Here is a 25,579-nt window from a genome sequence, read left to right as displayed (position 1 = left end):
TTTATTAAATTATACGAAAGGGCCTTATTTTTTTAAAAGCATTGTGATATAAAAGGATAATAAACTTATGCGAATGCTACAACTATATAAAATGTTTATAAAAGCAACGATGTATAAAAATAATTAATATTTTTGTAACGAAAATATTAAATAATATAATGTCGAAATCTAAGTTTTAAAAAAATAGAAATGCTGTAAATAATCACCATTAATATAGTAAATATGATGAGTCAAATAGACGAGATGTGTTAAAACATTGATTTGAATTTATTTATGCTCAAACCGCGTTATAAAGACATAAAATAGTTAATCTTGATTTGTAAAATTTAAAATTTTTGCATAATTTTCAAAAATAATGGTATATTACATGTAAGGGTTTACATTTACATAAAAAGGAGCGCTTTTTAAAGGGGAAAGCTTATAACAGATTGGATTAAATAAAGATAGGAGACACCTATATGAAAATTATTCCATTTTCAAAATTGACAAGCATCATTAATAAAGGTGATGTTATAGCTCTGGCAGCCTTATCAACGGCTAATTTACCAGCTGAGATACTCAAAACGTTAGTCGAATATAATGATGAAGATCAATCGTTAACAGATTTTACATTTATGTTAGCAAATGATATTAGTGATTATCGTGGCGATAGCTATGACTTAGATGCATTTACAACAAGGGGTATGATTAAGCGATTAATCACAAGTATCATCACAGCGTCACCGGCAACAATCAATGCAATGCGCAATAACGAGATCGAAGCGTATTACTTACCTCAAGGCGTGATTACCACGCATTACAGAAGTAAGACGCAAGCCTCACCAGGTACCATATCTAAAATTGGCCTGAACACCAATGTAGATCCTAGGTATACAGGTGGTAAAGTCAATGAGCGCACGACCGAAGATTTAGTCTCGTTGATTGAAATTAATCAACAGACATATTTACAGTATGACTTTCCAGACATAGATATTGCGCTATTAAGAGGTACATATGCGGACATGGATGGCAACATATACATGACACATGAAGCACATCTTGGTGAAGGATATAGCTTAGCATTAGCAACACATAATAATCGCGGAAAAGTGATTGTTCAAGTTAAAGCAGTTGTTCAAAATGGTAACTTTAATCCCAATGATGTATTTATTCCAGGAAAACTGGTCGATTATGTTGTTGTAAACACGAATCCTAAACTGCATAGGCAAGTGATGCAAACGCAATATGATCCAGCACTATCAGGACATTATCAAATTACAGAAATGCGAGAACCATATATAGCATTAGGTACCCGTAAAGTGATTTTGAGACGTGCGGCTCAATTTTTATTAGAGGGTGACGTAATCAGTATTGGTTTTGGCATAAATAATGAATTATCTAATGTCTTATCGGAAGAACAAGTCAATCATTTAGTTCAGCCTAATATTGATACGGGCGTATTTGGTGGATTAATCAGTAGTCGAGAACACTTTGGTATGAATTACAACTTGAGTGCACGAATGAGACATGATATGACTTGGGATTTTATCTATAACAATGGCTTGGATGTTGCCTATTTAAGCTTTGCTGAAGTTGATCAGATGGGTAATGTCAATGTGTCTAAGTTTGGTGAAAAAATGAACGGCTGCGGTGGTTTTATAGATATTAGTCAGACAGTAAAGACAATTGTATTTTCAGGAGCGATGGTTGTTGGGGGTCAACTATCATACGAGAATAATAAAGTAACTGTAGAAGCGCAAGGACGCGCTACAAAATTTGTGGATAAAGTGGGTAGTATGGACTTCAATGCTGAAAATGCAATTAAATTTAATCAAGAGGTCTACTTCGTAACGGAACGTGCAGTATTTGAATTAACGCACAAGGGTTTAAAACTTATTGAGATTGCACCAGGTTTAGATTTAGAACAAGATATTTTAGCCAACATGGCTTTTAGACCGATTCTTTCTGATGATATCAAGCTAACACAGAGTGATATCTATCAAGCGCACTGGGGAGGATTGGCTCAAGCAATTAAGTCGGATTATCGTATTTAAATAAGGGGGAGAAAAATATGAACTACGACTGGATTAAAACAAGAGCAACGTTTGACGAACCAAAAGCAGCGGTCATTGATCCATTCAAAGGTACAGAATGGACATATCAAGATTTAAATATTAGAGCAGAGAACTTGGCGAATTATCTACAAGAACAAGGGGTTCAACGTGGTGATGTTGTTGGTATTTTTTCACCAAATGATGTTGCGCTATTAGACCTATTGTTTGCTTCATTCAAACTAGGCGCTGTGTATTTGCCCATTAATTGGCGATTAAAGACACAGGAAATTGAAAGCGTGATTGCTGATTCTGATGTGAAATTAATATTTTATTCAGCAAAGCATTTATCAAGTTTAGAAGGCATCGCAGATGAACTGATTCATATGGATATTGATTCTAAGACATATGATGATATCGTTGATCCAACCCATCATCGTCCTTTTACAACGGTTAGTGTTGAAGGTGATGATTTAGCATCTTTAATGTACACGAGTGGTACGACAGGATTACCAAAAGGCGTAATGTTCTCTTATGATTCATTTGTAAATAATCCAATTACCATAGCATTGACATACAAAGTATACGCATCCTATACAACCATTATTTCAACACCGATGTTTCATGTACTAGGATTTAATGACTTAACGATTCCATTATTAATGGCAGGTGGAACATTGGTATTACAACGGTACTTTAACGGTGAATCATTAAATGATTTAATGGCTCAATATCAACCGAATTTCTTAATTCAAATCCCAACGATGTACTACGCCATGTTGGTTGCTGACAACTTTGATTTAAAGAACTTTGCCAATATTGAATTCCTCATACAAGGGGGGGCAGCGCCTTTACCAACTGTACAGAAAAAATTTGTGAGCTTGGGAATTCCTATTATTACAGGTTATGGTTTAACAGAGGCACCACTTGTCAGCGTCAATACAGCAGCGAATAACGAACGTAAACCAGCGAGTATTGGGCAACCCGTGATGTTCACAGATATCCGTATCTTCGATGATCATTTTGAAGAAGCACAAGTTGGAGAAATTGGAGAACTGGGCGTTAGAGGTAATAATGTGACACCAGGTTATTGGAATAAACCAGAAGAAACAGTCAAAGCATTTAGTGGTGAATTTTTCTTAACAGGAGATTTAGCCAAGATAGATGAAGATGGAGATGTTTATATAGTGGATCGCCGCAAAGAGATGATTATTACTGGCGGTGAAAATGTTCTCCCTTCCGAAGTTGAAAGGGTACTATCAGAACATCCACTTGTCGCTCAAGGTGTTGTGGTCGGTTATGATAGTCCGAAATACGGGGAGTCAGTTTCAGCAGCAGTTGTTTTAATAGAAGATGATCCAGATTTTGAACAGAAATTAGATGCACATATGCGAGAACATATTGCGGGTTATAAAATACCGAGATTGTATCTCAAATTAACACATATTCCATTAAACTCAACATCGAAACCAGATAAATTAGAAATTCAAAAATATATGAATGACAAAGCGCAAAAGCAAGACCAAAGTAAAGACGAATTAACATAACCCGTCGATTTGAAGCAGGATGTATTTAAAAGTTGGAAAAATTTTTAACTGTAAATGTAAGCGCAATCATAATAAATGGAGGTTTGTATTATGCCAACAAAAGAAGAAGTAATCAAAGCATTATACCCAGAAGATATTTTAAGTATCGCAAAAGATTTAACGGAAGGAGAAGTGAAATTATTAAAACAACTTAACGATATGTTAGAAGAAAAATATCGTGATTCTGTTAATGAACATTGGTTAAATGCAACTGAGCCTGAAGACTATTTTGAGGAATTAGGAAAATTAAATTACTTCCAAAATCCATTGCTTTTTGAGGGACGTGAAGGCGAAAAAACGCCTAGCCAATTATTCCAATTCTTTATGTCGTATACAATAGCGAAATTTGATGTATCTCTAGCAACATTACTCGGTGTACACCAAGGACTCGGTCATAATTCATTTTGGTTTGGAGGCAGTAAAGAACAACAAGCTTACTATTTACCGAAATTACAATCACATGAATTACGTACCTGTTTCGCATTAACAGAACCCGAACATGGCTCTGATGTTGCTGGCGGTCTTGAAACCACTGCCAAACGAGATGGTGATAAATGGATTATCAATGGACAGAAGAAATGGATTGGCGGTGCCAATGTAGCAGATGTGATTCCAGTCTATGCAGTTGATGTAGAAACTGGCAAACCTAAAGGCTTTATTATCGAACCCAGTCAAGAAGGTGTCGAAATCGATGTGATTGAAAATAAAATCGCCTTACGTATCGTACCGAATACAAATATTCATTTGAACAACGTAGTCGTCAAAGAAGAACAACGTCTACAAAATATTAATAGCTTTAAAGATATTGCACGAGTACTTTACTCAACACGTGCAGGTGTTGCATACATGGCGACAGGCGCTATGGCAGGTGCGTTAAAAGCCACAACAGATTATGTAACGAAGCGTAAACAATTTGGTAAAGAAATTAGTAAATTCCAGTTAATTCAAGAGAAATTAGCCATGATGCAAGGAAATCTTGCACAAGCCATGGCAACATGTGCACAATTGGCGCGCATGCAGGCAAATGGAGAATATGATGAAGTGGCTACTTCTACAGCTAAGATGATGAATGCCTTACGTCTAAGAGAGTCTGTTGCGATGGGCAGAGGGGTTCATGGCGGAAATGGTATTCTAGCTGGTGAGTATGATATTGCCCGATTCTTTGCAGATGCAGAAGCTATCTACACATATGAAGGTACACATGAAATTAACGCACTTGTCATAGGCCGTGCATTGACAGGTGATTCCGCGTTTATCTAATAGATGAACGCATTGATATAACGCATTAATTCAGAACATTAAATTTGGAGGGTTTAGTATGACAATAAGAAAAGCAACGGTGTTAGGTGCAGGAACAATGGGGAGTCAAATTGCTGCGCTACTAGTCAACGCAGGATTAAAAGTAAAATTACTAGATATTGTGATTGACGAGAACGAACCAAATAAAATTTCAAAAAAAGCATATGAAATTATCACAAATCCTAAACGTCCACAATTATTCGATTTATCATTTGCCTCTAACCTGACGTACGGTAATTTTAATGAGGATTTAGCAGGGGAAGACGATGCAGATATCTATATTGAAGCAGTAAAAGAAGAAGTTGATATCAAACATCAAATTTGGAAAAAAGTGAAAGACGTGGCTAAAGACGAAGCAATATTTGCCACGAATACGTCAGGTATTCCAATCGAATCAATTGCAGATGTCTTTGAAGATAGTGACAAAGAAAGATTTTTCGGAATGCATTTCTTTAATCCACCACGCATCATGAAATTAGTTGAAGTGATTCCTAATAGCAAGACTTCGAAATCGGTTGTGGATCGCGTGCAACGTTTTGCGGAAGATGTGTTAGGTAAAGGTGTCATCGTTGCTAACGATGTACCTGGATTTGTAGCGAACCGTGTAGGTACACAAACAATGAACGACATTATGTATCGCGCAGAAGTACAAGGATTTTCAATCACAGAAGTAGATGCACTGACAGGTCGCAGTATCGGTCGTCCAAAAATGGGAACTTATGGTTTATCAGATTTGGTAGGTCTTGATATCGCGATTGCAGTTATTAAAGGACTACAACAAATACCTGAAGAACAACCATTCTTCCATGATGTGAAACTATCCGAAAAACTTGCAGAAAAAGGTGCACTCGGCAATAAAACAAAACAAGGATTCTATAAAAAGGTAAACAAAAAGCGTTACGTCTTTGATCCTAAACAAAATGATTATGTTGAGCCACAGAAACCACAATTAGAAATATTAGGTCAATTCGGCAAAGATTTAGCTAAAAATTTAGATGTCATTTTTAATGCACAAGATGATGCTGGTGTGTTTTTATGGGAGACGCTAAGAAATAACTTCTATTATTCAGCAATTAATGTACCTAAAGCGGCAGAATCTTTCAAAGACATTGATAGAGCGCTTGTATGGGGCTTTAACTGGAAACAAGGTCCATTCCAATTATGGGATTTAATGGGCTTCGAACGTGTGAAAGCACGTATGAAAGAAGAGATAGGACAGTTACCTGATTGGATAGAGCAACGCAATGAATCATTTTATGCGCAAGGTGAGTCTATAGAGCGCATTACGCCCGTAGCGGAATATGTTGATCAAGAACTATGGGATAGATCAGATTCTAATCTGTCTGTAGCAAATAAAGATCAATTATTATTAAAACTACAAAGTAAGAATAATGTTATTTCAAATAGCTTCCTGGATGACTTACTTGAAGCTATCGATACATTAGAGCGTGAAGACTATAGTAGCATGGTGATTTACGCAGGTGGATTTAATTTCAGTGTCGGTGCAAACTTATTCCAAATGAAACAAGCACATGAAGAAGGACGCGTTGTAGAAGAAGTCGGTGCAGCCGTTGAGCAACTGCATCATGTCTTTGCAAGATTAAAATATGCGCTTAAACCGATTGTTACAGCTGTACAAGGTAAAGCGCTTGGTGGTGGCTGTGAACTTGTACTACATTCACCAATTGTTGTTGCTGCCAGTGAATCATATATTGGTCTAGTTGAGACAGGTGTCGGATTATTACCTGCAGGTGGCGGTCTTGCAGAGTTAACAGATAGAGTCTTGCGCACAAATCATAAAAATGATGACAAACAAAAATCAATTACCGATATACTCATGCAAATCGGTTTTGCCAAAGTATCAACTAACGCATATGAAGCGGTTAGATATGGTTATTTAAGAAATACAGATACAATTATTTTAAATACAGAAAAACGTGTCGAAGTTGCTTTAAACCGAGCGCGTTACGAATCGCAAACAAATTATATTCCAACACCAAAAGCACAATATATTGCTTTAGGTAAAGACTTTAAAGCGCTGGCAGAAGGACAATTGGATGCGCAGCGTATAGGTCATTTCATTAGTGACTATGATTATGAGATTACGTTGAAAGTGGCTGAAGTATTAGGCGGTGGGGATATTCCTCGTAACACATATATCAATCAAAGATATTTGCAAAAGCTTGAAAAAGAGAGATTTTTAGAATTGTTACAAAACAAAAAAACATATGACAGAATTTCTCATATCTTAGAAACTGGTAAACCACTACGCAACTAATTATGAATCAGTACAGGAAGGGTGAATTTAAATGCGAGACGCATATATAGTAGCTTACGGACGTTCAGCAGCTGGCAAAGCCAAAAACGGTGCTATGGCACATGAAAGACCAGATGAGGTTGCTGCAAAAGTATTAAAAGGTGTATTAGAAAGAGTCGGTGGTTCGTTTGAACCGAGTATGGTTGAAGATGTCATTGTAGGGAATTCATTCCCAGAAGGTTTACAAGGGCAAAATATCGCTAGAACCATTGCTTTGCTAGCAGGTCTACCGAATGAAGTGCCAGGTCAAACGGTCAATCGTTATTGCTCATCAGGACTTCAAACTATTGCACATGCAGCAAATCAAATTATTGCCGATCAGGCAGATGTGATTGTCGCAGGTGGTATTGAATTGATGAGCGCTGTGCCAATGGGTGGTAATGAACCAACGAATAATCCGATTCTTCAAGATGAAGATTCAGGCGTTTCATACCCGATGGGACTTACAGCGGAAATGGTAGCAGAAACATATCATGTTTCTAGAGAAGATCAAGACGCATATGCAGTTCAGAGTCATCAACGCGCAGCAGAAGCGCAACAATCTGGTAAATTTGATGATGAAATTATACCTATTGAAGTCAATCAAGTAACATATGACGACAATGGACCTGTTGTTAGTAAAGCAGTATTTAAAGAAGATGAACTCATTAGACCAGATACAAATAAAGAAACTTTAGCTAAATTACCAACTGTATTTAAGGCTGACGGTACAGTGACGGCAGGCTCCTCGGCCCCATTAACAGATGGCTCAGGTTTTGTCGTTGTGATGTCTGGTGAAAAAGTGAAGGAGCTAGGCGTAGAACCTATTGCACGCTTTGTTGGATTTAAAGCAGTAGGGGTAAACCCTAAATTAATGGGTATCGGTCCAGCATATGCGATTCCAGAAGTATTGGAACAAGCTAACTTAGACGTTAATGATATTGATTTAGTAGAATTAAATGAAGCATTTGCTTCTCAAACATTGGCTTCTATGAGAGAAGTGGGATTAGATGCTGAGAAGACGAATGTGAATGGCGGTGCCATTGCACTTGGACATCCACTTGGTGCTACAGGTGCGATGTTAGTAGGACGCTTATTGTCTGAAATGAAGAAACGCCCAGAAACACGTTACGGTATGGTTACCATGTGTATCGGTGTAGGTATGGGCGCAGCTGGAATTTTTGAATATGTGAGATAGCACATGGATTAGTAAATGAAGTTATAACAATAAATAAAATATTTGGGATATAAACATTTCAAAATAAAAACGACAATTTCTGCAGTAATGGAAATTGTCGTTTTCTTTTTATGCGAATGACATTTATGAATTTCAGTAAAAGATGCTATCGCTATCTCGTAATAAATGATGGTTATTGTGACAGTACGTATGCCTTTGACATTTCAACTTCAACTCTATGATTATGATATCGTTTGATTTAAAATACGCGTTAAGTATGTTTTTTTAGTCGTTGTTTTGCAGTATGTGTGGCTTTGCTTACAGGTTCATTACCGAGTGCTTTGCCGAGACCGAAATCAGGCATATTGATATAAATATTTTCATATTGATGGGAATCTACATTATATGTTTCATGGTAAAAACCAACGGCTTCATTATGCTTTAATTTTTTCGAGAATTTGCGCCAAGCTTTTAAATGTACAGGCATTTTTGCATAACTAAGCAATTTTTCGTTTGTTTCCCAATATTGAACGATCATAACACCACGATATTTAAACAACATTTCATAAGATAAACAACCGAGTGATTTATCCTTTGATAATTCGGAGAGCATTGGTGGCATAGCTAAAAGTACAGGCAACCAGTGATGAACTTTATACCACTTGTTGATGTGAAGACCAATCAAAAATACAGTGACCGATTCATTAGGTAGTACAGTATAACGACCTTGATTCATATCAAATCATCCCTTCCGTTTTGAGAGCATGGCATTAATTTCGTCTATATCTTGTTGATTACGTCTTGTTTCAATACCCCAAATGATAAAATAAACAATTGTATAAATGACCACAAATAGTATGATTGCTGAAAGTTTAAGAGGAAACCATCCAGCTAATATAGCCAGTGGGAACATGATGATGAGCATTAAACTAAAGTGAGTTAATGTTTTAAACCATAATGTCTTTCGTGAATTCGAAAAGATAAGCGCGCCATAACTGAATGTGATACCGATTAATGCCCATATCACAACAGCAATAAACATAATTTGTAATTCAGTTAAATGTGCAAAGTAAATGCTACCCATCGTTGATTCTGGAGAAACTGGATGAAATTGGTGGTGCGCAAATAGTGTTGAAAATATTAAAGAGACAAAGACGCCAATCGTAATACCAATGGTTACACCGTGAAAGAATCGTTTCATAGCTTTAAAGCCTCCTTAATTAATGGTAAGTATCTTCTAGAAGAGTACGTAAATGATTGATCAGTAAAACGAATTTCAATCGTGCCATTTTTATTTAATGTTAGATAATCAATGAAGTTCACATTGATGATTTCAGATTTTGAAATTTGTAGAAAGCTATGATTAAGCTGTGCTTTTATTTCGTATAAACGTTGATTCATCGTATATTGACGTTGAGCGGTGATAACATTTAATATCTTATTTTCTATCCGAAAACAAATGATATCTTGTGGTTTAAGATAATAGATGGTTTCGTTGTATTTTCCGGGAAATAATATATTTTGAGATAATTGTTGAATTGAGTTGATAATATCTGATAAATTGTTGGCATCTTTATGCGCGTATAGCATGATTTCATCTTCGTCTAATGTTTGATCATAAACAACCTTTACTTTCATGTTCAGTCCCTCCCCTTACATTAAGTAAAACAAATTTTTGATTGTAATACTATATAGAACAGCCAAGTGGCTTCTATATGAAGCTAAGTGGCGCGATTAAGGGTGAAAACGTGTGAATAAAAACACCCAAAAGATTGAATTTATCATACAATCTTTTGGGTGTTTACTTATATCATCTATACTAACATTACTTAGTCTAAAGTGATCAATTGATAAACATGTTGCTCTGTTAATTCATTTGGCCATGTTATGTTCAAAGGATGCCAACTTTTACCACCATTGTCGGAAGAGAAGATACCTTTATTATTCGCAATATAAAAGATACCATCTCTTTCAGTGACAGCGGAGATAAGCGTGCCATTTGTGGAAGGTAAGCCTTCAGTTGCTTCAATCCAGGCATTATCTTGTGATTTATCAATGGCATAAATGGTTGAAAATGTATGACTTCCATAACTATGGGCATTCATTGGCGAATTTGATGTTGAGATGACGATATTCTCAGCATTATTTGAATTGATTGCCAAGCCATAACCATATCTATGCTCAATGCCATCTATAAATGTTGTCCATGTTTTACCGTAGTCATCACTTTCAATAAAGGTATCTCTACCACCATTTAAAAAGGCATCTCCGAGAACGCCATATAATTTGTTGGGATGTTCGTCATGACTTTTGAGTACGTGAATATCGATAGGCGCATGATCCGTTTGCGGTACTTCCCAATGTTGTCCAGAATCTGTAGATTGAATCAAACCACCAGCCTCAATTGTAAGAGAAATGATATTGGGCGAGCGATGATTGTTATCTAACCATTTAACGTGATGTGTGTGCGGTCTTGGAGGGAAAAACCATTGTTCTTTTCCAGGAATATGTGCGAAATCTGTCAGTAATTCAAATGAGTCACCTTGATCATAGGAAATAAAGAGTGCACTTGGTTCTGTACCTACTAATACCGCACCAGTATTGTTACCTGTATCTATGACTGAGACTGCAGTAATGGATGTCATAGGAATGTCTTGCTTTTTAAAAGGACTATTATACGTAAAGCGTGTGCCAATAGGTAACCATGAATCGCCTTTGTCCACGCTTTTCCACAAACCGCGATCAAACGTGCCACAATATAATATGTCAGGATTGAATGGATCCTGAGCGATGGCGATGGGGTTCATTCCTTCTAGTTTCTTTTCTATATGAAAACGACCATTAACTTGTTTAACTAATAATAGTGTATTTGCATATGTTGCTATGAATTGACTCATCAGATTAGCCCCTTTTTTATCATTTTTTGAAGTCTATTTGTGACGTACTTAATATACATCACGTTGGTAACGTTGATTTTTAATCATTTCTGTCAAATAGGCTTCGGCTTCAGTTTCATCCATGTTACCTTCTTTGATGAGTACTTTAATTAATGATTCGTGTACACCGCTTGCCATCTCATCTTTATTACCGCACAGGTAAATTGTGGCACCTGCCTGAATCCATTTATAGAATTCAGCACTATTTTCTTCGATGCGGTGTTGGACGTAAATTTTATTTTCAGTTTCTCTTGAGAAGGCTAAGTCTAATTTGCTTAATACACCTTCTTCGAGCCATTGTTCCAAATCATCTTTATAAAGGAAATCATGATGATAATTTTGATTGCCAAAAATCAACCATTGCTCACCTTTAAGATTGAGATAGGCTCTTTCTTGAAGATAAGCACGATAAGGCGCAATGCCTGTACCTGCACCAATCATGATGACAGGTGTTTCTGTGTCATATGGAAATTTGAAATTTGGATTCTTTTTCAAGTATACAGGTAGCTTATCCCCAACAGACGTACGATCTGCTAATTGGACAGAACAAACACCAAAGCGTTCACGACGATGTGCTTCGTATTTCACAACACGTACAGTAATGTGTACACTATTAGGATTTACCTTGTTACTACTTGCAATTGAATATTCTCGTGGCGGTAATTTTCTTAACAGTTGTGGTAGCATGTTGGGTTCAAGCGCAACAGGCGTAAAATCTCTAATTAAATCAATGACATCTTTACCGTAAATATAGTTTTGGACCCATTCCGATTTTTGAATATTAGCATTTAACATGGGATTACCTAATAATTCTGCAGCATTTTTCATCAGCACAGGCGTTAATTTTGCAATTTCAAAATCATGTGTTAAAGCCTCTTTAAGCGAACGCATTGAATCACTGTCGTTCATTTGAATAGGTGTTTCAGCATCCCAATTAAGTGCATCGATGAGTTGGTTCACGAGTACAGGATCGTTTTGTGGGATAACGACTAAGCTATCACCGGGTTCATAGGCCTCACGATAACCTTCAAGTGATATTTCAAGGTGTCTTACTTCTCGAGAAGCTTCTGGTTGTGTAAGAATGGTATTTTTCAGTACTTCTGCTTGAAAAGGATTAGATTTTGAATAAGGTGCTTGAGGTTCTTCTATTGTGACGTCCTCATTTTCAACGCTAGGCGTCTCTTCATTTGTATTGGATGAGGCTTGTGTTAATAGCTCAAGCATATTGGTAATCCATTGTTCAGCTGTCTCTTCATAATCAAAGTCGCAATCCACTCTATCTGCCACTCTATTCGCACCGAGTTGACCTAAGATATGATCAAAGTCTTTACCAGCTTGGCAAAAATCAGGAAAATCTTGGTCACCAAGTGCTAGTACCGCAAAGTTGACTTGATCTAATTGTGGCGCATCATCACCGTGAAGGTAATCATATAAATCTAACGCATTGATAGGTGGTTCGCCAACGCCTTGTGTTGAACAAATAATAAAAAGGTGTTCAACCTCAGGTAATGAATCTCTCGGAAAATCATCCATATCCCAGAGATGGACATTTAAGTTCTGGGATTTGAGTTTTGTTTCAAATGTTTCAGCAATTTCTTCAGCATTACCAGTTTCAGTACCATATAGTACATGCACGTCTAGTGGTTCTGTTGAAGCTGATACAGGTTCTGACACGGACTGGTCAGTAGAAGTGCTAGTTTCAGTTTCGGTAATACCAGCCTCATTTTCTTGTATGTCCGTTTTGTTATCTGACACTGAAGTTGTTGCTGGATTGAGTAGATAACCACTTAACCAATGTTGTTGTTCAGGTGTTAACATAGGTAGTAGTTGATTGATAAGTGCCAATTGTTCCTCATTAAAAGGGGTGTTGGTTTGGTTCAGTTGCACGGATGTCACCTCTATTGATTATATTTATATAGAAAATAGGTGCATTTGCCCTATGATAAACTATATTGAATTTTATTGAATTATAACATTGATTGAATCATTTTAAATGATAGGAATTATCATTTATTTGAAAATCAAACTAATGACCTATACAGCTCATATATCCAGTAAACTTAAATATGCCCACATCATATCGATAATGATGCGGGCATGTTATATATTTTAAAGGAGAATCGTAAATTAAGAAGTGCTCAAGTTCTTAATTTTTAATATAATGGCTAGGTTTTAATAGTAATAAACGAAATACGATGTTGTCATATGCGAATATTTGTTTAAGGTTTTATAGCAAATGCGCGTACAGGGAAACCTGGCGCATCTTTAGGCTTAGGACTGATTGTGTAAATAATTGCCCCTCGACTTGGGAGTTGATCAAGATTTGTCAGTAGTTCTACTTGGAAAGTATCTTGACCTAATACATAACGCTCACCAATAATGTCACCGTTTTTTGCGACATCGATAGAGGCATCGGTATCAAAAGTTTCATGACCGATGGCTTTCACATGGCGCTCTTCAAATAAATACTTTAATGCGTCTAGTCCCCATCCAGGTAAATGGAGCGCACCAGCATCATCTTTATTCTCGAAAGCTTCAATGTTGGGCCAACGTTTAGACCAATCACTTCTAAATGCAACAAAGGTGCCTTGCTCAATAGGGCCGTTATCAGCTTCCCATTGTTCAATGTGTCGACGCGTTAAGATGAAATCCGAATTTGCTTTAACGCTTTGTGAAAAATCTAAAACAACGAGTGGTAGGGCAAGTTCTTTTAAATTTAATTCATGTAAATAGCGCGTATGTTCCACAAAATGAATCGGTGCATCAATATGGGTACCATACTGACTCACAACATTCCAATTTTGAACATAGAATCCGTCGTCTGCGACATTGAATAGTGTCGACACTTGTGCCCGTTCAAATTCGCTAAAACACGGTATGGTTTCATCAAAAGTGTGGGTCAAATCGACCCACGTTGCTGATTTTAATTCTTCTAATTGCTTCCATAAAGGATAACTCATACGCATCACCTATTTAAGTTAATTTTAAACAGTTGCTGGATTTGTTGATTTACGTAATTTATCGACAGAATTAACTAACACACTTAAGGCTTCTTTAACTTCATCTTCTTTACGCGTCTTCAAACCGCAATCTGGATTTACCCAGAATAATGAACGATCTATTTCTTGTAATGCTCTGTTAATTGCAGCTGTAATTTCTGATTCAGTTGGAATTCTTGGACTGTGAATATCGTATACACCTAAACCAATACCTAAATCATAAGTAATATCTTCAAAATCTTGAATCAAATCACCATGGCTACGAGAAGTTTCAATAGAAATAACATCCGCATCTAAATCATAGATTGCATGAATAATTTGACCGAATTGAGAATAGCACATATGCGTGTGAATTTGTGTTTCATCAGCGACTGAAGATGTTGAGAGTTTGAATGAACGAACGGCTTTATCTAGATAGTCTGCATGGTATTCTGAACGAAGTGGTAAGCCTTCTCTTAATGCTGGCTCATCAACTTGTATGATCTGAATACCTTCACTTTCAAGCGCTAATACTTCTTCATTAATTGCTAATGCAATTTGGTCTTGAACCTCTTCACGTGGTAAGTCAACACGTTCAAATGACCAGTTTAAAATAGTGACAGGACCAGTAAGCATACCTTTAACTGGTTTATCAGTTAAACTTTGTGCGTATAATGTTTCTTTGACAGTAAGTGGCTCTGTCCATTTAACATCACCATAAATAACAGGTGGTTTAACCGCACGTGAACCGTATGATTGTACCCAGCCATATTTTGTAACTAGGAAACCTTGAAGTTTTTCACCAAAGAACTCTACCATGTCGTTACGTTCAAATTCACCATGTACCAGAACATCTAAACCGATATCTTCTTGAATTTTTATCCAACGTGCAATTTCATTTTTTAGAAATGTTTTATATGCTTCATCAGTGATACGGTTATTTTTCCAATCAGCACGGTATTTACGTACTTCTTGAGATTGTGGGAATGAACCGATCGTAGTTGTTGGTAAATCAGGTAAATTTAGGCGTGCGTCTTGTGCTTTTTTACGTTCTTTAAATGCTGATTGTCTAGAAGTTCTGACGCTATCAAAGTCGTATTCAAGATTTTTAAATGATTGGTTTTGAAAGCGTTCATAGCGGGCTTTCAATTCATTGTATTTTTGATCATCGTCGTTGTTGAATAAACGTTTTAACGCATCGAGTTCATCTAGTTTTTCAGTAGCAAAACTTAATCCTTCTGCAATAGAAGTATCAAGTGTTTCATCATCAAGTGATACTGGAACGTGTAATAATGAAGATGAAGGTTGAATGACAAGGTCATCTGTATAATTTTGTAATGTTTCGATAAGCTCTTTTTTAGCTTCTATATCAGCAGCCCATACATTACGACCATCAATAATACCTGCATAGAGTGTCTTCGTACGATCAAATTGGCCGTCTTCAATTTGTTTAAGATTAAAGCCGTGGTCGTGTACGAAATCTAGACCGATACCTCTGATTGGTAGGCTGTTTAAGAATGATAAGTTTACGCGTTCAAAGTAAGTTTGAACGACTAGGTAATCACCTAAGTTTGCTTCAGAAAAATAATTATATGCCGTTTTTGTGATGTCTTCGTAATCTGCGCTATCGTCCGTAACAAGTGCAGGTTCATCAATTTGAATATACTCTGCGCCTGCATCAACGAGTGATTGTAAGACTTCTTTATATAATGGAAATAATGTTTGTACTTTTTCTTCAAATGATTGGTCGCCACCTTTAGATAACTTAACAAACGTAATTGGACCAACGATCACAGGGTGTGCGTTGACGTTTAATGATTTTGCATAGTTAAAGCGTTCTAATAATACATTTTTATTTAATTTTGGTTCAGCATTGTCCCATTCAGGTACAATATAATGATAATTTGTGTTGAACCATTTAATTAAGGCACTTGCAACATGTTCTTTGTTACCTCTGGCAATATCAAATAGTAAGTCATCATCGATATCTCTACCTTGGAAACGTTCAGGAATGATATTGAAAAGTAATGATGTATCAAGAATATGGTCATATAAAGAAAAATCGCCAACCGGAATACTAGATAAATTATAATTTTTTTGTAGTAATAAATTCTCTTTGTGCAAATCTGTTAATTGTTGATGTAATGTTTCTAAATCATATTTATTTGCCCAGTAGCCCTCGATGGCTTTTTTCCATTCTCTCTTTCTACCTAATCTCGGAAAACCTAAGTTTGATGTTTGAATTGTCATAATATTGCCTCCTGTTTAGTTGAAGTAATTGATTTTGAATAATTTGCAAGTTCCAGTGTATAATCGACCTTTTGGAATGGTGTAATTAAATACAAGCCATTAAAATATTCATGCACTGTGTCGATCAATGCTTTTGATAATTCAATGCTCAATGATTTTGTTTTTGCTCTATCATCTTTAACAGCTTCAAATTGTTCGAGAATGGCTTCTGACAATTTAATGCCTGGTACTTCATTGTGTAAAAATAATGCGTCGTTATAACTAGTGACAGGCATAATGCCAATAAACAATGGCACATCTAAATGTTTGGTTGCTTCATAGACTTCTTTAATTTTCTCTTTGCTATAGACCGGTTGGGTTATAAAGTAGTGGGTACCACTTTCTAATTTTTTCTCTAACCGTCGTACAGCCCCGTCTAATTTTCTTACATTTGGATCAAATGCCCCTGCGATGTTGAAGTTCGTCTGCGTCTTCAGCGCATCACCGTCTGTGTTAATACCTTGGTTGAAGCGTAAAGCAATTTCAGTTAACCCTTTAGAATTCACATCGTATACATTGGTTGCGCCTGGAAGGTGCCCAATCTTTGAAGGGTCACCTGTAATGGTCAAAATTTCATTAATACCTAAGAGTGATAGGCCAAGTAAATGTGATTGTAAGCCAATCAAATTGCGATCACGACAAGTGATATGGACTAAAGGTTCGATGTCATATTGTTGTTTAATGATACTCGCTGCGGCAACATTACTGATTCTTACTGTGGCTAACGAATTATCAGCTAAGGTTACGGCATCAATCTTGGCATCGTCGAGTTTTTTGATATTTCTGAAAAATAAGTCTGTGTCAAGATGTTTCGGTGTATCTAGTTCAACGATAATTGTAGGTCTGTGTTTAACCTTTGATGTTAGATTTTGTTTTTGTGTTGGTTTCTCCGAATGACCCGTATATTTAGCGATAGGAATGACATTTTTTTGGTTTACCGGTTTTAAATCTGAGACCGATGATTTGATGTATTGAATATGCTCAGGTGTCGTGCCACAACAGCCGCCAATTAAACGAACGCCTTCATTGATGAGTTGCTCAGCTACTTTTCCAAAATAAGCTGCATTATCACTATATTTAAATTGACTATTTTCAATATCTAATAAGCTTGCGTTTGGATAACATGATAGATAAGCACCATCGGGCAGTTCAATATGTGAAAACGATTGTTGCATATGGTGGGGACCGTGATGACAATTCAGTCCAACAATATCAGCACCGCTCTTAACAACTTGTTGCAAGGCTGTATTGATTTCAGTACCATTTCTTAAATAGTTTGTATTTAAAGCCGTGAGTTGAGCAATAATCGGAATATCATATTTACGTTTAGTAGCTTTGATAATGGTTGTAAGCTCTTCTAAATCGTAATATGTTTCAAATAGAATGCCATCAACACCTGCATCGATTAATGTCTCAATTTGTATTTCTGTATGATATTGAATCGATGATAATTCTAAATCTTCTTGTTTGATACCCCTGAATCCACCTACTGTGCCTAAAATAAAGGTGTCGTCGTTTGCAGCTTGTTTAGCAATTTCTACTGCTGCGTAGTGAATGTCTTTAACTTTATGCTCAAGACCAAAAGGTTTTAACTTTTCAAAATTAGCACCATACGTATTGGTTTGAATAATATCGGCACCAGCGTCTATATAAGAACGATGAATGCGCGCCACTTTATCTGGATGTGTAATATTATAGGCTTCTGGGCATGTATCTAGACCTTCTGAATATAGAATGGTTCCAATCGCACCATCAGCTACTAATATGTTGTGCTTTAGTTTGTCGAGTAGTTGACTCATTGAAGGCCTCCTTAAATGCATAATTTAGATCAGAGATTAATTCATCTGCAGTTTCTAATCCAACGCTTAATCTAAATAATCCAAAAGTGATATTTCTGGCTTCTCTTACTTCTTTAGGTACAGCTGCATGTGACATCGTAGCAGGGTGTGAAAGTATTGTTTCAACACCACCTAGGCTGACGGAAACTAAAGGTAAGGAAAGGGCATCTACAAAATCTTGCGCCTTTGTCTCATCTTTTAAGCGGAAACCTAATACAGCACCGCCATGACTTGCTTGAGATAAATGTAAATCGCTATTTCCTGGGTAATAGACTTCTGCAATTTCATCACGTTGTGCTAGATACTCATAAAGTTTTTTAGTGTTTTCAACTGATTGATTAAAACGTACAGGTAATGTTTTTAAGTGTTTAGCCAGTGTCCAACTATCTTGAGCAGATAGGGCAGTACCTGTACCGTTTTGTAATAAATATAATTCATCGGCAATCGTTTGATCGTTTGTTATTGCTACGCCTGCAATAATATCAGTATGTCCACTTAAGAATTTGGTAGCACTATGCACGACAATATCAGCGCCGAGAGCTAAGGGTGATTGTCCTAGTGGTGTCATAAACGTATTGTCTACGGCGAGTTTGAGATGATGTTTTTTAGCAATATCGGCTGCGCCTCTAATGTCTGTAATTTTAAACAATGGATTAGAAGGTGTTTCAATATATATCAGTTTAGTATTATCTTGAATAGCCTCTTCAATTTCATTTAAATGCGTCGTATCAATAGTTGAAAATTGTATATTAAAACGAGTTAGAATTTGTTCTGTTAATCTAAACGTACCTCCATAAACATCATCAGGTAAGATGACATGATCACCTGCATTTAAAGTTAATAACACAGCTGAAATGGCTGCGATACCTGATGCGTATGCAAAGGCATGACTTCCGCCTTCCAATTTAGCTAATTTTTCTTCTAATAAGGCACGGTTTGGATTACCACTTCTGGCATAATCATATTGTGCACCGCCGCCAAGCGTTTTTTGATGGAAAGTTGAAGAATCATATAAAGGAGGATTTGCAGAATCGTAATCTACACCTCTATGTGAATCGAATATTACTTCAGTTTCTTTTGATAAACTCATGAAATCACTCCTTGTTTAGATTTTTCTAATGCTTGAATAATGTCTTGTTCGATATCTTCATAGTCTTCGATACCGATGGATAACCTAATCAAATATTCATCGATGCCCCGTTTGTCTTTCTCTGCGTCTGGCATATCTACATGTGTTTGTGTATATGGAAATGTGATAAATGTTTCTGTACCGCCAAGACTTTCTGCAAAAATACAGACGTTTAAATGTTCTAAGAATTTATCCACTTTATAATCTTTATTTAAACGTAAACTCAACATACCTGTACGTCCGCTATAAAGCACTTTGTCGATGGCCTCTAAGTCACTACATCGTTCTGAGAGTAATTTCGCATTATATTCTGAACGATCCATTCTCAAATGGAGTGTCTTTAAACCACGTTGGAGTAGGTAGCTATCGAATGGTGACAAAGTAGCACCAATCATGTTGTGTAACTGTCCTAATTGTTCTGCAAGTAGATTATCTTTAACGGTTACCACACCAGCAAGTACGTCGTTATGTCCGCCAATATATTTTGTAGCTGAATGTAAGACGATATCTGCACCATCTTCTAATGGCGTAGAAAGGTATGGTGTTAAAAATGTATTATCTATAATAGTCAATAAATTAAATTTTTTGCTTAAGATATAGAACGGGTCTACATCTACTTCAATCATTTGTGGGTTTGAGATTGGTTCAATGAACAATGCTTTAGTATGTTCTGTAATACTTTGTTCCACTTCTTCATAATTGAGGAAGTCAACATATTTGAAATGGATACCATACTGTTGTTCATAAAAATCGAAAAGTCTAAAGGTACCACCATATAAATCGAAAGATACCAATATTTCGTCACCAGATTTGAACAGATTACATATTAATTGAATAGCAGACATGCCACTTGATGTTGCAAATGAAGCTGTGCCGTGTTCCAATTTGGCAAATGCCTCCTCAAATGCTGAGCGTGTTGGGTTCTTAGTTCGTGTGTAATCATATCCTGTTGACTCACCGAGATGTGGGTGTTGATATGCTGTTGATAAGTAAATTGGATTGGCTATGGCCCCTGTATGATCATGTGACAATGCGATTTGTGCTAGTTCAGTATTTTTCATAATTGTTAACCTCCTTGTAAAAATAAAAAAAGCTCCCGTCCTTTAAACCCGAAAATTCGGATGTAAAGGACGAAAGCTTAGCTCGCGGTACCACCTTTGTTTGTTACATTATCACTAAAGTAACCTTATCCAGTACGCTAAATTGTTGTATATGTAACGTTGACTGAATCGTGCTATCATTTTTCGTAAATAAAAAACCCATTCTATAAATAAAATGAGTATTAACGAGAAGATAACGTGTGGAATAATCCAGTACGCCATTTAACAAAATGTTAATACTGTAGCGCTATAACGGGCGCGCCCGTTGATACCTCATATTGGCATCAACACTCAAAGGCCATTTTCAAACTTTCTTTCTGTATCTTCTTTCAGCGTTACGAAGACTCTCTGTGTCAGCAGTGTAAGTTCTACTTTCCTTGTTACTGTGTTTCTGTTATTTCGAATTTGATATACCCAAGATTACACATTAAAATTACTTTTGTCAACAACTTATCTGAAAATTTCGATTAAACTAATTATTTGTCCTATATTCTTTGGTAGATGAGTGATGATATAATAGGCACATCTAATAATAAATCAAATTAAACGAGCTAGAGAAAATAGAAAGTAGGTGTTTGACAATCGAAAATCATCAAGATGAGCGATTAACCATAGAAGATAACGAAAATATTCAAAAAATATCTATGACTACCGTGAAGGCAAATCCATATCAACCACGTAAAACATTTGATGAGGAACGATTAAATGATCTTGCCAAATCAATTAAACTTCACGGCATATTACAACCCATCGTTTTGAGAAAAACGATTTCTGGCTATCATATCGTTGTCGGCGAAAGGCGATTTCGTGCTGCAACAATTGCGGGATTGACTGAAATACCTGCGATTGTTAAATCACTTACGGATGAAGATATGATGGAACTTGCAATCATTGAAAATTTACAGCGTGAGGATTTAAATGCAATTGAAGAAGCGGAAAGTTATCGTAAATTGATGGATGACTTAAATTTAACGCAGCAAGATGTTGCGCAACGTCTAAGTAAATCTAGACCTTACATTGCGAATATGTTGCGTTTATTAAACTTGCCACAGACTGTTTCAAATATGGTGAGAGATGGTGCGTTATCAAGCGCTCATGGCCGCACATTACTAAGTGTTAAGGACAAACAAAAAATGCAACAAATTGCCAAACAAGCTTCCCGTGAGGCATGGAGTGTAAGAGAATTAGAACATTATGTCACTACACATTATAGTGATAATAAAGATAAAGTAGAGGCTACACAAAAGGCAACAAAACCAAAGTTTATTAGACAACAAGAACGTCAACTTAAAGCGCAATATGGTGCAAATGTAGCTATTTCCACTAAAAATAAAAAAGGCCAAATTACGTTTGAATTTAAATCAGAGGATGAATTTAAACGATTAATTCATCAGTTAAATGCTAAATATCAGCATGACGAATAAAAATTTAAAAGAGGTATGACTATGATATTTGTTTTTGATATAGATGGCACAATTTGTTTTAATGGCAAATTTATAGAATCACGGTTAAATCAAGTGATACAGCAATTGAATCGGCAACACGATATCATATTTGCGTCAGCACGACCTATACGTGATTTGTTACCAGTTGTTAGAGATTACAGTAATCATTGGCTCATTGGTGGAAATGGCTCTATAATTTCAAAAGATGGAGAAATTCAAACCATGGCTTATATCCCGAATGATTTATTTGAAAAGATTGTGAAGTTAATCAGCGATTATGATTTAAAATATATTATCGATGGAGATTTTGACTATGCTGCTAACGTAAGTGAAAGCCATCCAATTTATAGACAATTAAATCCAGATGGTTTAGCAAAGAATGTGAAGGTTGCTCATATTCAACATCCAATTAAGGTGATTCTATTCGCGACTGAAGAAAAAACATTTAAAGCACTTAAACAATGGTTTCAAAGTTACGAGAATGTGTTATCAATCCATATACACGAAGTGGATCATAGCATAGATATTACAGCCAAAAACATTAATAAGTACTCGACCTTAAAGCACATGATTGGTGCACAAAACTATATTGCCTTTGGAAATGATGTGAACGATACGCAATTATTAAACCATGCCCAACAATCTTTTTATGAGACTAGTACATCAGGCTACTCTGAGGCTTATGATGTGTATATTCAAAATAATGCTGAATCCGTAGCAACAGTCATAGAAGATTTATACTTAAGTGAAAAATAAGAATAAAAACACGCTAAAAAGTAGTGAAGCACAGACTTTTTAGCGTGTTTTTAGTTGACTAATCATAGTGGATTAAAGTTTTAGATCATACAATATACGATTTCAATTTATAAAATGTGAGCAAATCAATACATACCAAAGAATTTGAATTTATATTTTTTTAATTAGTTAACATTTTGTGAACTATGCATTTAGAAAATGTTTGGATTAATTGTTAATGATTGTAAGTTATATTATTTCGTACAATAATAGTGGTGAGAAGTAATTAGGAGGTATAATATGTTAACAGAAAGAGAAATTCAAACAATTAGAGATACAGTGCCATTACTTAAAGAAAAAGGACAAACTATTACGGAAATTTTCTATAAAAGGTTATTTGAAGTGCATCCAGAATTAAAAAATGTATTTAACCAAACAAATCAAAAAAAGGGACTGCAATCATCAGCACTTGCTATGGCAGTACTGGCAGCAGCGGAAAACATTGAAGATTTAACACCTATCGTACCAGCAATAATGCCTGTAGTTTATAAACATTGTGCTTTACAAGTGCAACCGGAACATTATGATATTGTTGGAGAAAATTTAATTTGGGCAATCCAAGAAGTGACAGGTTTAGAAAATAATGATCCTATTATTCAAACATGGATAAAAGCTTATGGAGCTATCGCTGATGCCTTTATTGGCTTAGAAAAAGATATTTATAAACAAATGGCATGGGAAGGTTTTAAACCATTTGAAGTTACAAATATCACTGAGGAGACAGAACTTATTAAATCATTTACTGTCACATCAAATCGCATTGATTTAAGTCAATTTATACCAGGACAATATATAACTGTAGATATTTCTAGTGAAAAATTACCTTATCGTGCAAAAAGACACTATTCCATTGTTGATGGAGATGAAAGTTACTTAACATTTGGTGTAAGAAGAGATGTTACTGAAGCGCACGAAGGTGAAGTTTCTACTGTGTTACACGATGAAGTAACTGAAGGTGACATTTTAAATATATCTGCACCAGTAGGTGGATTTAAATTAGAAAATACAGAAAACAAACAATTATTTTTGGGTTCAGGTGTAGGGGTTACACCGCTTGTCTCAATGTTTAATGAAGCCGTTAACATAGGTACACCAGCTATTTTCTTACAATCAACATCTAACGCACAAAATGTTGCTTTTGAAGAAAAATTAACTACAATTGCAAATCAATCAGACCATGCCCAGTTTGATATTCATTTTCGTGATGAAGATGGTTTTATCGAATCAGAACAACTGCGTCAATATGTGGACAATGAGACGGAGATCTATGTGTGTGGCGGTAACTCATTCTTAAAAGCAATGATTGCTGAATTACAAACATTAGGTATTTCTATGAATCATGTTCATTTTGAAACATTTATACCAAGACTCAGTTTTTCAGTATAATATAAAAGGATTAAAGATTTAAGGTATTAGAGATTTAATCATTTTTGCAACGCAGGTATATAACATCAAATATTTAATTTGATGTTATATACCTGCGCTTTTTGTTTCTAGATTAGAATTATTATTAAAATTTAAAAAATTTTTAAAAAAAATTTAAAACATGATAACCATAGGCTTTAGGGCGATTTGAAAGTAACTAGATTATTATGACTATTTTGTGAAAATAATTATTATAAAACGTTTTAACTTCGCTTTTTAAAGCGGTTTCAAAGGTGTATTTTGTCAAAAAATTAATATATTTATTTTAATAAACACAAACTTGACATAAAAAATTTCAATGAGTAAAGTGTGTAGCATAATTATTTTCAAATAATTCAAAAAACGAAGTATAACTTGAATTTAAGTAAGCGTACATTAGAAGAAAAGGGGTGACCCGTTAATGTCAGAAACAAAAATTACGTATGATGATTTCAATCCACACGCTTTTGAAACACTGGATATCACTGATGAAACTAAAGGTGCACGTGAAGTGATTAGATGGGCTTACGATGTATATGGTGATTCTATTATTTATTCATGTAGTTTCGGTGCAGAAGGCATGATTTTAATTGATTTAATTTCTAGTGTGAAGAAAGATGCGGAAATTGTATTTTTAGATACGAACCTCCACTTTCAAGAGACATACGATTTGATAGACCGTGTTAAAGCACGTTATCCGGAATTAAACATTAAGCTTAAACAACCGAGTCTTACTTTAGAAGAACAAGCGGATCAAGTTGCGCCAGCTTTATGGAAACAAGATCCAAATCAATGTTGTTATATTCGTAAAATTAAACCGCTTGAAGAAGTATTATCTGGGGCGACAGCTTGGGTTTCAGGTTTAAGAAGAGAACAATCACCGAGTCGACAGGCAACTAATTTTATTAATAAAGATGAACGATTCAAATCAGTAAAAGTGTGTCCTCTGATTCATTGGACTTGGGATGATGTGTGGGATTATATTAAAACGCATGATTTACATTATAACGAACTACATGATTTCAATTTTCCAAGTATTGGTTGTATTCCATGTACTGAGGCCGTTTCTGGTAATGGTGATTCAAGAGCAGGTAGATGGACGAATTCTACTAAGACGGAATGTGGTCTACATACGACGAATAAACCATAAATTAAGTAGATTCTTTTTTTTACACTAATAACCTAGTATTCGTATCGGAAATGTAATGAATGTTGTGGAAGATATAAAATTCGATTGCTATATCGTTGATATGGCAAGAAATAAAATTGATTAAACC

The 25,579-nt window shown here is 35.7% G+C and carries 19 protein-coding genes and 1 other annotated feature; of the genes, 9 read left to right on the top strand and 10 right to left on the bottom strand.

The window, feature by feature from the left end; all coding sequences use genetic code 11:
- The first annotated feature begins 458 nt into the window (after positions 1–458).
- The 5 genes from fadX to KA893_RS07770 all read left to right on the top strand — a co-directional run bounded on the left by fadX (position 459) and on the right by KA893_RS07770 (position 8,409).
- Positions 459–2,033 carry a fatty acid degradation protein FadX gene (gene fadX / locus KA893_RS07790; protein WP_041080290.1) on the top strand — a complete coding sequence of 525 codons (1,575 nt, stop codon included), beginning with the start codon at positions 459–461 and terminating at the stop codon, positions 2,031–2,033.
- A 17-nt stretch (positions 2,034–2,050) separates the two neighbouring features.
- Positions 2,051–3,577: a long-chain-fatty-acid--CoA ligase FadD gene (gene fadD, locus KA893_RS07785; RefSeq protein WP_194440938.1), complete on the top strand. Its 1,527-nt coding sequence runs from the start codon at positions 2,051–2,053 to the stop codon at positions 3,575–3,577.
- 90 nt (positions 3,578–3,667) lie between these two features.
- Positions 3,668–4,876 (top strand): acyl-CoA dehydrogenase FadE, encoded by a 1,209-nt coding sequence (gene fadE / locus KA893_RS07780; protein ID WP_011304013.1) that lies wholly within the window; start codon positions 3,668–3,670, stop codon positions 4,874–4,876.
- A 58-nt stretch (positions 4,877–4,934) separates the two neighbouring features.
- Complete coding sequence (gene fadB / locus KA893_RS07775) at positions 4,935–7,193, top strand: 3-hydroxyacyl-CoA dehydrogenase/crotonase FadB (protein ID WP_115347601.1); 2,259 nt, start codon at positions 4,935–4,937, stop codon at positions 7,191–7,193.
- Between the two features lie 31 nt (positions 7,194–7,224).
- Positions 7,225–8,409, top strand: a complete 1,185-nt coding sequence (locus KA893_RS07770) for a thiolase family protein (protein ID WP_002484357.1) — start codon at positions 7,225–7,227, stop codon at positions 8,407–8,409.
- Positions 8,410–8,659: 250 nt separating this feature from the next.
- Here KA893_RS07770 and KA893_RS07765 read toward each other — a convergent pair whose 3' ends face one another.
- From KA893_RS07765 to KA893_RS07720, 10 genes are all read right to left on the bottom strand, one after another.
- Positions 8,660–9,124 carry a DUF4188 domain-containing protein gene (locus KA893_RS07765; RefSeq protein ID WP_011304010.1) on the bottom strand — a complete coding sequence of 155 codons (465 nt, stop codon included), beginning with the start codon at positions 9,122–9,124 and terminating at the stop codon, positions 8,660–8,662.
- Positions 9,125–9,130: 6 nt separating this feature from the next.
- Entirely contained in the window at positions 9,131–9,589 is a 459-nt protein-coding gene (locus tag KA893_RS07760; protein WP_069820323.1) for a DUF3021 domain-containing protein, read from the bottom strand.
- Positions 9,586–10,026, bottom strand: coding sequence for a LytTR family DNA-binding domain-containing protein (locus KA893_RS07755; protein ID WP_069822139.1), 441 nt, complete (start codon positions 10,024–10,026; stop codon positions 9,586–9,588). The genes KA893_RS07760 and KA893_RS07755 overlap by 4 nt, the downstream gene beginning before the upstream one ends.
- A gap of 191 nt (positions 10,027–10,217) precedes the next feature.
- Positions 10,218–11,285 carry a WD40/YVTN/BNR-like repeat-containing protein gene (locus KA893_RS07750; RefSeq protein ID WP_069822140.1) on the bottom strand — a complete coding sequence of 356 codons (1,068 nt, stop codon included), beginning with the start codon at positions 11,283–11,285 and terminating at the stop codon, positions 10,218–10,220.
- 48 nt (positions 11,286–11,333) lie between these two features.
- On the bottom strand, positions 11,334–13,211 hold the full coding sequence (locus KA893_RS07745) for an assimilatory sulfite reductase (NADPH) flavoprotein subunit (protein WP_069822141.1): 1,878 nt from the start codon (positions 13,209–13,211) through the stop codon (positions 11,334–11,336).
- Between the two features lie 332 nt (positions 13,212–13,543).
- Complete coding sequence (locus KA893_RS07740; protein WP_011304005.1) at positions 13,544–14,284, bottom strand: cyclase family protein; 741 nt, start codon at positions 14,282–14,284, stop codon at positions 13,544–13,546.
- Positions 14,285–14,308: 24 nt separating this feature from the next.
- Positions 14,309–16,555, bottom strand: coding sequence for a 5-methyltetrahydropteroyltriglutamate--homocysteine S-methyltransferase (gene metE / locus KA893_RS07735; RefSeq protein ID WP_194440941.1), 2,247 nt, complete (start codon positions 16,553–16,555; stop codon positions 14,309–14,311).
- Positions 16,549–18,390, bottom strand: a complete 1,842-nt coding sequence (locus tag KA893_RS07730; protein ID WP_210125666.1) for a bifunctional homocysteine S-methyltransferase/methylenetetrahydrofolate reductase — start codon at positions 18,388–18,390, stop codon at positions 16,549–16,551. The genes metE and KA893_RS07730 overlap by 7 nt, the downstream gene beginning before the upstream one ends.
- Positions 18,344–19,519 carry a cystathionine beta-lyase MetC gene (metC, locus tag KA893_RS07725; RefSeq protein ID WP_069826049.1) on the bottom strand — a complete coding sequence of 392 codons (1,176 nt, stop codon included), beginning with the start codon at positions 19,517–19,519 and terminating at the stop codon, positions 18,344–18,346. The genes KA893_RS07730 and metC overlap by 47 nt, the downstream gene beginning before the upstream one ends.
- The gene (locus KA893_RS07720; RefSeq protein ID WP_069826050.1) at positions 19,516–20,619 is read right to left on the bottom strand and encodes a PLP-dependent transferase; all 1,104 of its coding nucleotides are present in this window, start codon (positions 20,617–20,619) and stop codon (positions 19,516–19,518) included. The genes metC and KA893_RS07720 overlap by 4 nt, the downstream gene beginning before the upstream one ends.
- A 62-nt stretch (positions 20,620–20,681) precedes the next feature.
- Positions 20,682–21,051 (bottom strand) — a binding site (T-box leader).
- A gap of 182 nt (positions 21,052–21,233) precedes the next feature.
- On the opposite strand from KA893_RS07720, the gene KA893_RS07715 reads away from it, so the two are divergent.
- The 4 genes from KA893_RS07715 to KA893_RS07700 all read left to right on the top strand — a co-directional run bounded on the left by KA893_RS07715 (position 21,234) and on the right by KA893_RS07700 (position 25,452).
- Complete coding sequence (locus tag KA893_RS07715; RefSeq protein WP_002484346.1) at positions 21,234–22,082, top strand: ParB/RepB/Spo0J family partition protein; 849 nt, start codon at positions 21,234–21,236, stop codon at positions 22,080–22,082.
- A gap of 21 nt (positions 22,083–22,103) precedes the next feature.
- Entirely contained in the window at positions 22,104–22,859 is a 756-nt protein-coding gene (locus tag KA893_RS07710) for an HAD hydrolase family protein (protein WP_002484345.1), read from the top strand.
- A 279-nt stretch (positions 22,860–23,138) separates the two neighbouring features.
- Positions 23,139–24,284 (top strand): globin domain-containing protein, encoded by a 1,146-nt coding sequence (locus KA893_RS07705; protein WP_075340086.1) that lies wholly within the window; start codon positions 23,139–23,141, stop codon positions 24,282–24,284.
- Between the two features lie 439 nt (positions 24,285–24,723).
- Positions 24,724–25,452: a phosphoadenylyl-sulfate reductase gene (locus KA893_RS07700; RefSeq protein ID WP_069822144.1), complete on the top strand. Its 729-nt coding sequence runs from the start codon at positions 24,724–24,726 to the stop codon at positions 25,450–25,452.
- Positions 25,453–25,579 lie beyond the last annotated feature (127 nt).

The organism is Staphylococcus sp. GDY8P126P, from assembly GCF_017891965.1.
Classification (GTDB): Bacteria; Bacillota; Bacilli; order Staphylococcales; family Staphylococcaceae; genus Staphylococcus; species Staphylococcus saprophyticus.
The sequence above is the reverse complement of the archived record's forward strand: the minus strand, read 5'-3'. Positions and strand labels throughout refer to the sequence as shown.

Coding starts and splice junctions, on each gene's coding strand:
- KA893_RS07760 (WP_069820323.1), bottom strand. CDS start 9,589: ATGAAACGATTCTTTCACGGTGTAACCATTGGTATTACGATTGGCGTC.
- KA893_RS07710 (WP_002484345.1), top strand. CDS start 22,104: ATGATATTTGTTTTTGATATAGATGGCACAATTTGTTTTAATGGCAAA.
- KA893_RS07740 (WP_011304005.1), bottom strand. CDS start 14,284: ATGAGTTATCCTTTATGGAAGCAATTAGAAGAATTAAAATCAGCAACG.
- KA893_RS07765 (WP_011304010.1), bottom strand. CDS start 9,124: ATGAATCAAGGTCGTTATACTGTACTACCTAATGAATCGGTCACTGTA.
- KA893_RS07730 (WP_210125666.1), bottom strand. CDS start 18,390: ATGAGTCAACTACTCGACAAACTAAAGCACAACATATTAGTAGCTGAT.
- fadB (WP_115347601.1), top strand. CDS start 4,935: ATGACAATAAGAAAAGCAACGGTGTTAGGTGCAGGAACAATGGGGAGT.
- metC (WP_069826049.1), bottom strand. CDS start 19,519: ATGAGTTTATCAAAAGAAACTGAAGTAATATTCGATTCACATAGAGGT.
- KA893_RS07720 (WP_069826050.1), bottom strand. CDS start 20,619: ATGAAAAATACTGAACTAGCACAAATCGCATTGTCACATGATCATACA.
- KA893_RS07705 (WP_075340086.1), top strand. CDS start 23,139: ATGTTAACAGAAAGAGAAATTCAAACAATTAGAGATACAGTGCCATTA.
- fadD (WP_194440938.1), top strand. CDS start 2,051: ATGAACTACGACTGGATTAAAACAAGAGCAACGTTTGACGAACCAAAA.
- fadX (WP_041080290.1), top strand. CDS start 459: ATGAAAATTATTCCATTTTCAAAATTGACAAGCATCATTAATAAAGGT.
- KA893_RS07700 (WP_069822144.1), top strand. CDS start 24,724: ATGTCAGAAACAAAAATTACGTATGATGATTTCAATCCACACGCTTTT.
- KA893_RS07755 (WP_069822139.1), bottom strand. CDS start 10,026: ATGAAAGTAAAGGTTGTTTATGATCAAACATTAGACGAAGATGAAATC.
- KA893_RS07770 (WP_002484357.1), top strand. CDS start 7,225: ATGCGAGACGCATATATAGTAGCTTACGGACGTTCAGCAGCTGGCAAA.
- fadE (WP_011304013.1), top strand. CDS start 3,668: ATGCCAACAAAAGAAGAAGTAATCAAAGCATTATACCCAGAAGATATT.
- KA893_RS07750 (WP_069822140.1), bottom strand. CDS start 11,285: ATGAGTCAATTCATAGCAACATATGCAAATACACTATTATTAGTTAAA.